The organism is Escherichia sp. KTE31, from assembly GCF_000407925.1.
GTDB classification, from domain to species: Bacteria; Pseudomonadota; Gammaproteobacteria; order Enterobacterales; family Enterobacteriaceae; genus Escherichia; species Escherichia ruysiae.
In genome coordinates, this window is sequence record NZ_KE136726.1 from 75,186 (window position 1) to 89,521 (window position 14,336).

General features: G+C 53.8%; 11 protein-coding genes. 6 read left to right on the forward strand and 5 right to left on the reverse strand.

What is annotated here, in order from left to right:
- Positions 1 to 65 precede the first annotated feature (65 nt).
- Together srlR and gutQ are read left to right on the forward strand one after the other, a co-directional pair.
- The gene (gene srlR, locus WES_RS05140) at positions 66 to 839 is read left to right on the forward strand and encodes a glucitol operon DNA-binding transcriptional repressor SrlR (RefSeq protein WP_000804552.1); all 774 of its coding nucleotides are present in this window, start codon (positions 66 to 68) and stop codon (positions 837 to 839) included.
- Complete coding sequence (gutQ, locus tag WES_RS05135) at positions 832 to 1,797, forward strand: arabinose-5-phosphate isomerase GutQ (protein ID WP_016159596.1); 966 nt, start codon at positions 832 to 834, stop codon at positions 1,795 to 1,797. Before srlR ends, gutQ begins: the two co-directional genes overlap by 8 nt.
- Here gutQ and norR read toward each other — a convergent pair.
- Positions 1,794 to 3,308: a nitric oxide reductase transcriptional regulator NorR gene (norR, locus tag WES_RS05130; protein ID WP_016159597.1), complete on the reverse strand. Its 1,515-nt coding sequence runs from the start codon at positions 3,306 to 3,308 to the stop codon at positions 1,794 to 1,796. The two genes, gutQ and norR, sit on opposite strands and share 4 nt — an antisense overlap.
- Before the next feature lie 186 nt (positions 3,309 to 3,494).
- Here norR and norV point away from each other — a divergent pair, with 186 nt between their 5' ends.
- On the forward strand, positions 3,495 to 4,934 hold the full coding sequence (norV, locus tag WES_RS05125) for an anaerobic nitric oxide reductase flavorubredoxin (RefSeq protein WP_016159598.1): 1,440 nt from the start codon (positions 3,495 to 3,497) through the stop codon (positions 4,932 to 4,934).
- Positions 4,931 to 6,064, forward strand: a complete 1,134-nt coding sequence (gene norW / locus WES_RS05120) for an NADH:flavorubredoxin reductase NorW (protein WP_000064714.1) — start codon at positions 4,931 to 4,933, stop codon at positions 6,062 to 6,064. Before norV ends, norW begins: the two co-directional genes overlap by 4 nt.
- 128 nt (positions 6,065 to 6,192) lie before the next feature.
- Here the strand turns inward: norW and hypF are convergent, their stop codons facing one another.
- The 3 genes from hypF to ascG all read right to left on the reverse strand — a co-directional run bounded on the left by hypF (position 6,193) and on the right by ascG (position 10,290).
- Complete coding sequence (gene hypF, locus WES_RS05115; RefSeq protein ID WP_016159599.1) at positions 6,193 to 8,451, reverse strand: carbamoyltransferase HypF; 2,259 nt, start codon at positions 8,449 to 8,451, stop codon at positions 6,193 to 6,195.
- A 152-nt stretch (positions 8,452 to 8,603) separates the two neighbouring features.
- A complete protein-coding gene (gene hydN / locus WES_RS05110) occupies positions 8,604 to 9,131 on the reverse strand; it encodes an electron transport protein HydN (protein WP_001078777.1) in 528 nt (175 codons plus the stop codon).
- A 148-nt stretch (positions 9,132 to 9,279) separates the two neighbouring features.
- On the reverse strand, positions 9,280 to 10,290 hold the full coding sequence (gene ascG / locus WES_RS05105) for a DNA-binding transcriptional regulator AscG (protein ID WP_016159600.1): 1,011 nt from the start codon (positions 10,288 to 10,290) through the stop codon (positions 9,280 to 9,282).
- 259 nt (positions 10,291 to 10,549) lie between these two features.
- Between ascG and ascF the strand changes: the two genes are divergently transcribed.
- Together ascF and ascB are read left to right on the forward strand one after the other, a co-directional pair.
- Positions 10,550 to 12,007 carry a PTS cellobiose/arbutin/salicin transporter subunit IIBC gene (gene ascF / locus WES_RS05100; RefSeq protein ID WP_001107826.1) on the forward strand — a complete coding sequence of 486 codons (1,458 nt, stop codon included), beginning with the start codon at positions 10,550 to 10,552 and terminating at the stop codon, positions 12,005 to 12,007.
- A gap of 8 nt (positions 12,008 to 12,015) precedes the next feature.
- Positions 12,016 to 13,440 (forward strand): 6-phospho-beta-glucosidase AscB, encoded by a 1,425-nt coding sequence (gene ascB / locus WES_RS05095; protein ID WP_016159603.1) that lies wholly within the window; start codon positions 12,016 to 12,018, stop codon positions 13,438 to 13,440.
- Positions 13,441 to 13,543: 103 nt separating this feature from the next.
- Here ascB and WES_RS05090 read toward each other — a convergent pair whose 3' ends face one another.
- A complete protein-coding gene (locus WES_RS05090) occupies positions 13,544 to 14,299 on the reverse strand; it encodes a hypothetical protein (RefSeq protein WP_016159604.1) in 756 nt (251 codons plus the stop codon).
- Positions 14,300 to 14,336: the final 37 nt, after the last annotated feature.

Genomic DNA, 14,336 nt, shown 5'->3' on the forward strand with positions numbered 1-14,336 from the left:
TTCGTTGTGAATGTTACTAGCTTGCGAAGTTATCATTTTGAAACCTAAATCAGGTAATCACGCCCATGAAACCTCGTCAGCGTCAGGCCGCCATTCTGGAGTATCTGCAAAAGCAGGGGAAATGCTCGGTTGAAGAATTGGCGCAATACTTTGACACCACAGGCACCACCATTCGCAAAGATCTGGTGATTCTGGAACATGCCGGAACCGTCATCCGAACCTATGGCGGCGTGGTGTTAAATAAAGAGGAATCCGATCCGCCTATCGATCATAAAACGCTCATCAACACCCATAAGAAAGAGCTGATTGCAGAAGCTGCCGTTAGTTTTATTCATGATGGCGATTCGATCATTCTTGATGCTGGCAGTACCGTATTGCAGATGGTGCCCCTGCTCTCGCGCTTTAATAACATCACAGTGATGACCAACAGCCTGCATATCGTCAACGCGCTATCCGAACTGGATAACGAACAAACCATCCTGATGCCAGGCGGAACGTTTCGTAAAAAATCGGCCTCATTTCACGGGCAGCTGGCAGAGAATGCCTTCGAACATTTCACCTTCGACAAATTGTTTATGGGCACCGACGGCATCGATCTCAATGCGGGCGTAACCACGTTCAACGAGGTTTATACCGTCAGTAAGGCAATGTGCAATGCCGCGCGCGAAGTGATTTTGATGGCGGACTCATCAAAGTTTGGCCGTAAAAGCCCCAACGTAGTTTGCAGTCTTGAAAGCGTCGATAAGCTAATTACCGACGCAGGTATCGATCCGGCGTTTCGTCAGGCGCTGGAAAAGAAAGGGATCGATGTGATCATAACCGGAGAGAGCAATGAGTGAAGCACTACTGAACGCGGGACGTCAGACGTTAATACTGGAGTTGCAGGAAGCAAGCCGTTTACCGGAACGTCTGGGCGATGATTTTGTTCGCGCCGCCAATATCATCCTGCACTGCGAAGGCAAAGTGGTGGTTTCGGGAATTGGCAAATCGGGCCACATTGGTAAGAAAATCGCCGCAACGCTTGCCAGTACCGGCACACCGGCTTTTTTTGTCCATCCCGCAGAAGCACTGCACGGCGATCTGGGGATGATTGAAAGCCGCGATGTGATGCTGTTTATCTCTTACTCCGGTGGCGCGAAGGAACTGGATCTGATTATTCCGCGTCTGGAAGACAAATCTATCGCGCTGCTGGCGATGACCGGCAAACCGACGTCACCGCTGGGCCTGGCGGCAAAAGCGGTGCTGGATATCTCCGTAGAACGCGAAGCCTGTCCGATGCACCTTGCGCCGACCTCCAGCACCGTCAATACCCTGATGATGGGTGACGCGCTGGCGATGGCGGTCATGCAGGCACGCGGATTTAATGAAGAAGATTTTGCCCGCTCCCACCCTGCCGGCGCGCTGGGCGCTCGCTTGCTGAACAAAGTGCATCATCTGATGCGCCGTGATGACGCCATCCCGCAGGTAGCGTTAACCGCCAGCGTGATGGACGCGATGCTGGAACTCAGCCGCACCGGTCTGGGGCTGGTGGCAGTATGTGACGCTCAACAACAGGTACAAGGCGTCTTTACTGACGGCGATTTACGTCGCTGGCTGGTTGGCGGCGGCGCACTCACCACGCCGGTTAATGAAGCGATGACGACAGGCGGCACCACATTACAGGCACAAAGTCGCGCCATCGACGCCAAAGAAATCCTGATGAAGCGCAAAATCACCGCCGCACCGGTGGTGGATGAAAACGGCAAACTCACCGGCGCGATTAACCTGCAGGATTTCTATCAGGCCGGGATTATTTAATCCTTCAACCCCAGACGTTTCGCCAGCCGATGCAGGTTGGCGACGTCGGTTTCCAGCATCCGTGCGCTGGCGGCCCAGTTGTGATGATTTTGTGCCAGCGCCTGGCGAATGGTTTCACGCTGGAACGCTTCTGTCGCTTCACGCAGGTTTTGCTTAACAACGGGTACCGCTGCCACTTCTGGCGGCGGCACCGCCACTTCTGGAAAAGCAAAATGTTGCGCCTCGAGAATCACTTCATCGCCGCTGCGGGTCGCTTTCGCCAGCACCACCGCGCGATGAATAGCATGTTCCAGTTCACGCACGTTCCCCGGAAAACCATAGTGTTGCAATAAATTCCGCGCTCCGACGCTTAATACCACACGAGAAAGCCCCAGTCGCAGGCGGCACTGCTCGCAGAAATACCCCGCCAGCAGAATGACGTCATCGCCCCGCTCACGCAGCGGCGGCACCGAAAGCGGAAACACGCTCAGGCGATGGAACAAATCGGCGCGGAATCGCCCTGCCAGCACCTCTTCGCGTAAGTCGCGGTTAGTCGCCGCCAGTACGCGCACATCGACCCGCAAACTGCGGTCATCGCCAACGCGCTGAATATCGCCATACTGCAACACCCGCAGCAGCTTGGCCTGCAATGCCAACGACAGCTCGCCGATCTCATCGAGAAACAGCGTGCCATTATCCGCCATTTCAAACTTCCCGCTGCGGTTACTGATAGCGCCAGTAAACGCTCCTTTCACATGCCCGAACAATTCACTTTCCGCCACACTTTCCGGCAGTGCGGCACAGTTGAGATAGACCAGCGGATTCACCGCACGTGGCGAGGCTTCATGAATCGCTTTCGCCACCAGCTCCTTACCGGTTCCCGTCTCACCGCTGATCAGGACGTTGAGATCGGAGGCCGCCACAATCTCAATCTCTTTTTTCAGTTGCATCATGCCAGGGGACAAGCCAATCATTTGCGTCTGTTTCACCGCTTCAAACGGCGCGGCATCGCCCGGCAGCATATTCTGGCTTTCCAGTTGTTCAATCAGTAACGCATTGCTTAACGCTCCCGCCGCCAGCGCGGCAATCAGCCGTAACTCTTCATCGCTGAAAACATCGAACTGATCGGGCTGCATCCCGTCGAGCGTCAGTGCGCCGATCAGGTTTTGTCCGGCAAACAACGGCAGACCAACGCAGGCGTGAACCTTCAGACTCTCCTGCCCAGGGATCAAACCGTCATAGGGATCGGGCAATTCGCTGTCTGCGGGAAAACGCACCACGTCCCCCGCGCGGGCAATCGCTTCCAGCCGTGGATGACCTTCCAGCGCAAAGCGTCTACCGAGTACATCCTTCGCCAGCCCGTCGATGGCAAGCGGAATAAACTGCCGCGAGTCGTAACGTAGCAACGCAGACGCATCGCACTCCAGCACCTGGCGCAGCGTGGTGATCAGGCGCTGAAAACGATCCTGATGACCAATCCCACGCTGCAATTCGATGGCGATATTCGCCAGCACATCAACGGAAAAACTCATCTTTGCCTCACTGTCAATTTGACTATAGATATTGTCATATCGACCATTTTATTGATAGTCATTTTGACTACTCACTAATGAGCACAAATAAATTTATATAGTAAAAACAATCAGATAAAAAGCTGGCACGCAATCTGCAATTAACAAGACATCTTTTTAGAACACGCTGAATAAATTGAGGTTGCTATGTCTATTGTGGTGAAAAATAACATTCATTGGGTGGGTCAACGTGACTGGGAAGTACGTGATTTTCACGGCACGGAATATAAAACGCTGCGCGGCAGCAGCTACAACAGCTACCTCATTCGCGAAGAAAAAAACGTGCTGATCGACACCGTTGACCATAAATTCAGCCGCGAATTTGTACAGAACCTGCGTAATGAAATCGATCTGGCGGATATTGATTACATCGTGATTAACCATGCTGAAGAGGATCACGCCGGGGCGCTGACCGAACTGATGGCGCAAATTCCGGATACGCCGATCTACTGCACTGCAAACGCGATCGATTCGATAAATGGTCATCACCATCATCCTGAGTGGAATTTCAACGTGGTGAAAACCGGAGACACGCTGGATATCGGCAACGGCAAGCAACTCATTTTTGTCGAAACGCCAATGCTGCACTGGCCGGACAGCATGATGACTTACCTGACGGGCGACGCAGTGCTGTTCAGTAACGATGCTTTCGGTCAGCACTACTGCGACGAGCATCTGTTCAACGATGAAGTGGATCAGACCGAGCTTTTCGAGCAGTGCCAGCGTTACTACGCCAATATCCTGACGCCGTTCAGCCGCCTGGTAACACCGAAAATCACCGAGATCCTCGGCTTTAACTTGCCGGTCGATATGATTGCTACCTCTCACGGTGTGGTGTGGCGCGATAACCCAACGCAGATTGTCGAGCTGTACCTGAAATGGGCGGCGGATTATCAGGAAGACAGAATCACCATTTTCTACGACACCATGTCGAATAACACCCGCATGATGGCTGACGCTATCGCCCAGGGGATCGCGGAAACCGACCCGCGCGTAGCGGTGAAAATTTTCAACGTCGCCCGTAGCGATAAAAACGAAATCCTGACCAATGTCTTCCGCTCAAAAGGTGTGCTGGTCGGTACTTCGACGATGAATAACGTGATGATGCCGAAAATCGCCGGGCTGGTGGAGGAGATGACCGGATTGCGCTTTCGTAACAAACGCGCCAGTGCTTTCGGCTCTCACGGCTGGAGCGGCGGTGCGGTGGATCGTCTTTCCACGCGCTTGCAGGATGCGGGTTTCGAAATGTCGCTTAGCCTGAAAGCCAAATGGCGACCGGACCAGGACGCGCTGGAGTTATGCCGTGAACACGGTCGTGAAATTGCCCGTCAGTGGGCGCTTTCACCGCTGCCGCAGAACACGATGAATACGGTGGTTAAAGAAGAAACCTGTGCCACCACGACGGCTGACCTCGGCCCACGGATGCAGTGCAGCGTCTGCCAGTGGATTTACGATCCGGCAAAAGGCGAGCCAATGCAGGACGTTGCACCAGGAACGCCGTGGAGTGAAGTCCCGGACAACTTCCTGTGCCCGGAATGTTCCCTCGGTAAAGACGTCTTTGACGAACTGGCATCGGAGGCAAAATGAGCAACGGCATTGTGATCATTGGTTCGGGCTTCGCCGCCCGCCAACTGGTGAAAAATATTCGCAAACAGGACGCCAGTATTCCGTTAACCCTGATTGCCGCCGACAGCATGGATGAGTACAACAAACCTGACCTCAGCCATGTGATCAGTCAGGGGCAACGTGCCGACGACCTTACCCGCCAGACGGCAGGTGAATTTGCCGAGCAGTTTAATCTGCGCCTGTTTCCGCACACCTGGGTGACGGATATCGATGCCGAAGCCCATGTGGTGAAAAGTCAGAATAATCAGTGGCAATATGACAAGTTAGTGCTGGCAACCGGTGCCAGCGCCTTTGTCCCGCCAGTGCCCGGGCGTGAGTTAATGCTGACGTTAAATAGTCAGCAAGAGTATCGCGCCTGTGAAACGCAACTGCGGGATGCCCGACGCGTGTTGATTGTCGGCGGTGGTTTGATTGGTAGCGAACTGGCGATGGATTTTTGTCGTGCAGGCAAAGCGGTCACGCTAATCGACAACGCTGCCAGTATTCTGGCATCGTTAATGCCACCGGAAGTAAGCAGCCGCTTGCAGCATCGGTTGACGGAGATGGGCGTTCATCTGCTGTTGAAATCTCAGTTGCAGGGGCTGGAAAAAACGGATTCTGGCATTCGGGCAACGCTGGATCGCCAACGCAGCATCGAAGTGGATGCGGTAATTGCCGCAACCGGACTGCTCCCGGAAACCGCCCTGGCACGACGCGCCGGGCTGACGATTAATCGCGGCGTTTGCGTCGATAGTTATCTGCAAACCAGTAATGCCGATATTTATGCGCTGGGCGATTGCGCAGAAATTAACGGTCAGGTACTGCCGTTCCTCCAGCCGATTCAACTTAGCGCGATGGTGCTGGCAAAAAATCTTCTCGGCAATAACACGCCGCTGAAACTACCGGCGATGTTGGTGAAAATCAAAACGCCGGAATTACCGCTGCATCTGGCAGGCGAAACCCAGCGTCAGGATTTACGCTGGCAGATTAATACAGAAAGCCAGGGGATGGTGGCGCGCGGCGTTGATGATGCCGACCAGCTTCGCGCCTTTGTGGTCAGCGAGGATCGGATGAAAGAGGCATTTGGATTGTTGAAAACGTTGCCGGTGTAGGCATGGTTCTCTCCCTCGTCCTGGAAGGGCGAGAAAGTCATTGTGCGCACCAGTGTCAGCAGTTCCCCTCACCCTAACCCTCTCCCCAGTGGGGCGAGGGGACTGTTCGTGCTTTTTTTAAGATTCAGTTACGCCACATCCGCCACTATACCGCATTGCAGGATGCGCGCCGCAGCAATAACCCCCTGCCCCAGAGACAAACCGCCATCACCCGCCGGTAAACTCTGTGGAAAAAGCAATGTGCAATCAGCGAGATAATGCGCCAGACGTGCACGAAGCAAACGGTTATGAATAACCCCGCCGCTAAATACCAGCGTAGTGATACCACGCATCGTGGCCTGCTCACGCATCAACGCGGCAAAACCCTGCGCCAGCGCATCATGAAACGCCCACGCGCGTTGATTAACCGGTGCCTGCCAGTTCAGCCACTGCTGCCAGAAAGTGGCGAGATCCAGTTGATTGTCCACCAGCGGCATCGTCACCGGATGCGTCACTCCGTCGCATGAGGCTGCGAGCGCCTCCAGAGCACAAGCCGCTTCACCTTCATAACTTAACGTGACTGGCGCACAGCCCAGCGCCGCCGCTACGGCATCGAACAAACGCCCACACGATGACGCCAGCGGCGCGTTAATTCCACGCTCAATGGCTCGCGCCAGCACGCTCCAGTTTTGCTGTTGCACACTTGCCGTTTCAGGGTAACTCTGCCACTGCGGCACAAAGCGCAGGCACTGCGCCAGCAGGTTACGCCACGGCTGCTTTGCAGCCAAATCGCCCCCCGGAAGCGCCACCGCAGGCAAGCCGCCCAGGTGCTCACATTCGCGATAGTTCACCCGCAGGCACTCGCCGCCCCACAAAGCGCCGTTCTCCCCCATACCGATACCGTCGAGCGTCAAAGCAATGACATCACCGCTCTCCAGCGGCCAGTGATGTTCTGCCAGACACGCCGCCGCGTGAGCATGATGATGCAGCACCGTTTGCGTCGGCAGGTTCATCTCACGCGCCCACTGGCTGGAGACATAGCCCGGATGCGCGTCATGCACAACGTATTGCGGGGTGAAATCGTAGATGTTTTGCATCAGACGTAACGCTTCGCGCCATTGCATCTGGATGCCATCGTCACTTAAATCGCCCAGATGCTGACTCAACACCGCTTGCTCACCGCGCACCAGGCAGAAGGTGTTTTTCAGATCCGCGCCGAGACACAGCACAGGCGGAACATTTTTAAAGCCCGGAGGCAAAGCCAGCGCGTCCGGCACATACCCCCGCGAACGGCGCAGCATTTCGCCGCTTTCGCGCACCACCGAATCATCCATACGCTGAACGATGTCGCGGTTATGTATCAAGAATCCGTCGGCAATGCCCTGCAAATCCGCCAGCGCCTGTTCATTGCTGATAGCCGGTGGTTTACCGCTCAGGTTGCCGGAGGTCATCACCAACGGACATTGCAGTTCCTGCAACAGCAAATGCTGGAGCGGATTTGCAGGTAACATCACCCCGACTTCGTTAAGGCCAGGGGCGATATCGTCACAAAGTTCGGAGATGTATTTTTTATCCACCAGCACAATCGGCGCGGCGGGCGTGGTGAGCAACTGGCGTGCAGCGTCTGGTAAGACTTCTGCTGTTGGCAACATAACCGCCAGCGGTTTCGCCGGGCGATGTTTGCGTGCCCGAAGTGTCGCCACCGCGTTACTGTTACGTGCATCGCAGGCGAGATGAAATCCGCCAATCCCTTTGATGGCGACAATCTTGCCCGCTTTTAACTGTGCGATAGCCGCCTGTAATGCGGCTTCTTGTTCGGTATGTTCGCCATGACTTACCCATTCAAGATGCGGGCCACACTCTGGGCAGGCCACCGGCTGGGCGTGAAAGCGGCGATCGAGCGGATCGCGATATTCTTTGTCACAGGCCGGACACAGCGGAAACGCCGCCATGACGGTAAACGGACGGTCATAGGGCATCGCGCGAATAATAGTGAAACGCGGGCCACAGTGAGTACAGTTGATAAACGGATAACGATAACGCCGCTCGCCTGGAGTATTCATTTCGGCAAGACAGGCAGGGCAAGTGGCGGCATCGGGAACAATTTGCGTATTCATGGCGCCACCTGCGCTCTGGCGGATAGTGAACTCAGTGGGCAGTTGTGGCCAGGTAAAAGGTTCACGCTCGACGCTATCAATACGCGCCAGCGGCGGACAATGCAGATGCAATTGCGCAAGAAACGTTTCCGGGTCTTCCAGCAGTCGGACTTCTACGCCATCGCCGTCATTACAGACATCGCCGTGAAGATTTAATTGCTGTGCCAGCTGCCAGACAAACGGACGAAAACCGACGCCCTGCACTTTGCCACGAATACGCAGTTGAACACCGCAAGATGTGTTTTTTGCCATTGAGTTATTCCCGCCATCATGAATTGCGTAACCCACCCTGCCGGACACGAGCGCGTCGCATCCGGCAGTCACAGGTCGGCGATATCGCCCGCCCCGTATTCTACGAATATTTCCGGGAATTCCTTTGATGCCAGAACAGTTCTGTAAGATTTTTAGAACATCAGCGCCGTGCGGCGACGTTTTTCTGCGCTCAGTTGTTCAAGTTTATTACGATCGACACAAATCAGCGCATGGGTCGGGCAAGCCGCCATACACGCCGGGCCGTCTTCACGATGGTTGCACAGGTCGCATTTATTGGCTTCGGCTTTGTCTGCACGTACATTCAGCCCCGCACCGCTGTTGCGAATCACCGGACGTACCACCACTTCCATCGCGCCATACGGGCAAGCCACAACGCAGGTTTTGCAACCAATGCAACGTTCCTGCATCACATGAACAAACCCTTTATCACGGCTGATAGCACCATTCGGGCAGACGTTAGCGCACGGTGCATCTTCACACTGACGGCAAACCGTAGCAGTGGAAATGTTCACACCTTTAATGACATGGATTCGCGGTAAAAAAGTTTCCGGGGTCAGCGATGCACAGTCCTGATTTTCCTGATGAGAAACCACGCACGCCACTTCACAGGTACGGCAACCAATACATTTACTCGCGTCAGCAATGATGAAACGGTTCATCAAATTCTCCAGCAATGACAGTTAATGCGCCGATACATTCACAAATCATGCCAGTTTTTAATTTACTGTTATTTAAGGAAATTAAATTCTGTAATGCAGAAAAAACGATGTCATCGACACAAGTGACGATGACATGTGATGACAATGTTTATTGCGAAAGAGCAATGAGGGAGTCGCGGCGGATCAGTTTTCCGCTGAAGGTTTTCGGCGGTGAGAAATCCCCGCCATCGAGCATAAAAATCAGACGTCCAATAATTTCCTGAATCATCTCAGTCACCGGAATTTTTACGCTGGAGAGCGCCGGGATCGTGTACGGTGCCATAGCGATATCATCAAATCCAATCACCGACACCTGCTCCGGCACCGCTACGCCGCGCTCGTGCAACGCTTTCATCGCACCTATTGCCATATCGTCATTACTGGCGACTAACGCGCTAAATTTAGCCCCACGTTCGAGCAACGTTTTTACCCCTTCGGCTCCGCTGGCGGGCGTCCACTTACCGTTAGCGATAAGTTTTTCATTGAGCGCAATACCATGCTGCGCCAGCGCGTCTTTATATCCGGCAAGACGCTCAATGCTGGTGGGGGAATCCATCGAGCCGGTAAGGAAAGCAATCTCCTGATGTCCGGCGTTTATCAACTCTGCCACGGCGTTAAAGCTGGTCTGTTTATGATCGCACCAGACGCTATGGCTGCTGTGTTTGCGCAGGCGGCGATTAAGCACCATTATCGGCTGACTGTGTGCATCAATAATGTCATCAATCTCATCCACGCTTAAAAAACGCGGGTAAATCATAATGGCGTCGCAGCGCAGATCCAGCAGATACTGAATCGCCTGGCGCTCTTCTTCGGCACTGTGTTTACCATCAGCCAACAACAGTTGCCGCCCTTTCTCTTCCGCCATCCGCGCGGCATGAAACAGTAATTCACTAAAATAAATGCCGTGGTAAAGCGTGTTGGTCACTACCAGCCCCAGCGTCTGAGTACTCTTCGCCGACAGATTGCGCGCCAGCAAATTTGGGCGGTAACCGCTCTCTTCTACCGCCTGAAACACGCGATCTTTAGTCTCCTGGCTGACGTAGCCATTACCTGAAAGCACGCGGGAAACGGTCGCTTTTGAAACCCCGGCGCGCTTCGCCACTTCCAGCATCGTCGTCATTGTTTTCATCCCTTTACACGCAGTCATCGCAGTTTACTGCACCGTTGGCTGGTTGTCCTTGCGCAATCAGCGGGAAAAATATTCAGGTGACCGGTTTCACAAATATAAAAAATGAACAATCAACTCTCTTGCTTATTAAATGACAACTATTCATGATTTTGTGAAACCGGTTTCTTATTTCCGTTTCAGCATCGGCATTTTCCCGTCACGTCGACTGATAACAACTACCTCTACCCTACTGATAACAGGATAAAATCCGATGGCCAAAAATTATGCGGCGCTGGCGCGCTCGGTGATAGCGGCACTGGGCGGCGTTGATAACATCTCGGCGGTCACGCACTGTATGACGCGTTTGCGCTTTGTTATCAAAGATGATGCGCTTATCGACAGCCCGACGTTAAAAACCATCCCCGGCGTGCTCGGCGTGGTACGTAGCGACAACCAGTGCCAGGTGATTATCGGCAATACCGTTTCGCAGGCCTTTCAGGAAGTCGTCAGCTTGTTACCTGGAGATATGCAGCCCGCGCAGCCCGTGGGTAAACCAAAGCTCACGTTACGTCGCATTGGTGCCGGGATCCTCGATGCGCTGATCGGCACCATGTCACCGCTGATCCCGGCGATTATCGGCGGATCGATGGTCAAACTGCTGGCGATGATCCTCGAAATGAGCGGCGTGCTGACTAAAGGATCGCCGACCTTAACCATCCTGAATGTGATTGGTGACGGTGCTTTCTTCTTCCTGCCGCTGATGGTCGCGGCTTCTGCCGCCATCAAATTTAAAACCAATATGTCGCTGGCGATTGCCATCGCGGGTGTACTGGTACATCCGAGTTTCATTGAGCTGATGGCGAAAGCGGCTCAGGGTGAACATGTTGAATTTGCCCTGATTCCGGTCACGGCGGTGAAATACACCTACACGGTGATCCCGGCGCTGGTGATGACCTGGTGCCTGTCATATATCGAACGCTGGGTGGACAGCATTACACCGGCAGTGACGAAAAACTTCCTCAAGCCGATGCTGATTGTGTTGATTGCCGCACCGCTGGCAATCCTGCTGATTGGCCCGATTGGTATCTGGATCGGTAGCGCCATTTCGGCGCTGGTTTACACCATTCATGGTTATCTGGGCTGGCTTTCAGTCGCCATTATGGGCGCGCTGTGGCCGCTGCTGGTAATGACCGGGATGCACCGCGTCTTTACACCAACCATCATTCAGACCATTGCCGAAACCGGAAAAGAAGGGATGGTCATGCCGTCAGAAATCGGCGCTAACCTGTCGCTGGGCGGTTCATCGCTGGCGGTGGCGTGGAAAACGAAAAACCCGGAACTGCGCCAGACGGCGCTGGCTGCGGCGGCATCAGCCATTATGGCGGGGATTTCCGAACCGGCGTTATACGGCGTGGCGATCCGTCTGAAACGTCCGCTTATCGCCAGTCTTATCAGCGGTTTTATTTGCGGCGCGGTTGCCGGTATGGCGGGGCTTGCCAGCCACTCAATGGCAGCGCCGGGGTTATTTACCAGCGTACAGTTCTTCGATCCGGCAAATCCAATGAGCATCGTCTGGGTGTTCGCCGTCATGGCACTGGCGGTCGTGCTGTCGTTTATCCTCACACTGTTGCTCGGCTTTGAGGATATCCCTGTTGAGGAAGCGGCTGCCGAGGCGCGAAAGCATCAGGGCGCACAACCGACCGTCGCCAAAGAAGTAAGTCTTAATTGAGGATGAAAATGTCAGTATTTCCGCAAGGTTTTTTATGGGGCGGCGCGCTTGCCGCCAACCAGTCTGAAGGTGCGTACCGTGAAGGTGGCAAAGGGCTGACCACGGTCGATATGATCCCACACGGCGAGCATCGAATGGCGGTGAAACTGGGGCTGGAAAAACGTTTTCAGTTGCGCGATGACGAGTTTTATCCCAGCCATGAGGCGACGGATTTTTATCATCGGTATAAAGAAGATATCGCCCTGATGGCTGAGATGGGATTCAGGGTTTTCCGCACCTCGATTGCCTGGAGCCGCCTCTTTCCGCAGGGCGATGAGCTGACGCCCAACCAGCAAGGCATTGCTTTTTATCGTTCTGTCTTTGAAGAGTGTAAAAAGTACGGAATCGAACCGCTGGTCACGTTGTGTCACTTCGATGTGCCGATGCATCTGGTGACGGAATATGGCTCCTGGCGTAACCGTAAGCTGGTGGAGTTTTTCACTCGCTACGCCCGAACCTGTTTTGAAGCATTTGATGGACTGGTGAAATACTGGCTAACCTTCAATGAAATCAACATTATGTTGCATAGCCCGTTCTCCGGCGCGGGTCTGGTGTTTGAAGAAGGGGAAAATCAGGATCAGGTGAAATATCAGGCCGCACATCACCAACTGGTTGCCAGTGCATTAGCCACCAAAATCGCCCATGAGGTTAACCCGCAAAATCAGGTGGGCTGTATGCTGGCGGGCGGTAACTTCTACCCATATAGCTGCAAGCCAGAAGATGTCTGGGCGGCGCTGGAGAAAGACCGCGAAAACCTGTTTTTTATCGATGTGCAGGCGCGTGGCGCGTACCCAGCTTACTCTGCCCGCGTATTTCGCGAAAAAGGCGTGACTATCGACAAAGCGCCTGGCGATGATGAAATCCTGAAAAACACCGTCGATTTTGTCTCTTTCAGCTATTACGCCTCGCGCTGCGCCTCGGCGGAGATGAACGCCAACAACAGCAGTGCGGCAAACGTGGTGAAATCGCTGCGTAACCCGTATCTACAGGTAAGCGACTGGGGCTGGGGTATTGATCCGCTCGGTCTGCGTATCACCATGAATATGATGTACGACCGTTATCAGAAGCCGCTGTTTCTGGTGGAAAACGGCCTGGGTGCAAAAGATGAATTTTCTGCCAATGGAGAGATTAACGATGACTATCGCATCAGCTATTTACGCGAGCACATCCGCGCAATGGGCGAAGCGATTGCAGACGGCATTCCGCTGATGGGCTACACCACCTGGGGCTGTATTGATTTGGTTTCCGCCTCAACGGGTGAAATGAGCAAACGCTACGGTTTTGTCTATGTAGACCGTGACGACGCAGGCAACGGTACGCTGACGCGCACGCGTAAGAAATCGTTCTGGTGGTATAAAAAAGTGATTGCCAGTAACGGCGAAGATTTAGAGTAAGCAACCGTGCCGGATGCGGCGTGAACGCCTTATCCGGCCTACATGTCGCACGAACTTTGTAGGCTCGATAAGCGCAGCGCATCGGGCAATTTAGCGTTTGCCATCAGTTCTGATTCACCCCATCAAGCACATCCCCCGTTATCAAACAACGCTGCGTCAGCGCCAAATCTTCCGTTTGCGGGTCGCGTCCAGCGATGGGTTTGAGAACGAGTTTACGGTTGGGAGTATAAGTAAAACGCGTGAGTGCAGGATAGCTTAACTTGCCAAACCAGCCATGAACACGCTGCCATTTGGCCTCTTTTACCTGATACAAACTGGTTAGCCAGTAACCGGAATCAAACTGCATATCCAGCACCTGCGTGTGACCATTGCCTTGCAAATCCAGCAAATCATCAACGCCAGTTTTGCTTGCGGTGTAGAATCCCCAGGGTTCAAAGACACAGGGACGACCTTCGCGTGTGAACGTCAACAGGATTAAATGTGCATAAGGAGCCAGACCATTACCGGCACTGGGTAACCAGATAACCAGATCCTGAATGCCGTTACGATCAAGATCGACGCGATAGAGTTGCCCTTTGCCCGCTATGTTTGCCAGCATACCCACAGGCACTGTCCAGGATTTACCGGCGCGGTCTTTTGCGGTTAATTGCCAGTCATCCTCTTCATTTGGCATCTTCTCAAGCGTTACGCCAGCAACGCCCACTTTTCTAAAATGCCAGTTTTGCTCGGTAAAATAAGGCATGGTCAGGAGAGGTTTCAGCGCCCGCTTTTGTGCGTATTCGCTGTCACTCATCGGCAGATATTCGGTAAAGCTGGTGGCCTGCGCTGGCAACACTAAGCTCAATAAAAAAGCGCACATCCCTGTCCTGATTTTCAATTCCCTGAATTCCTTGCTG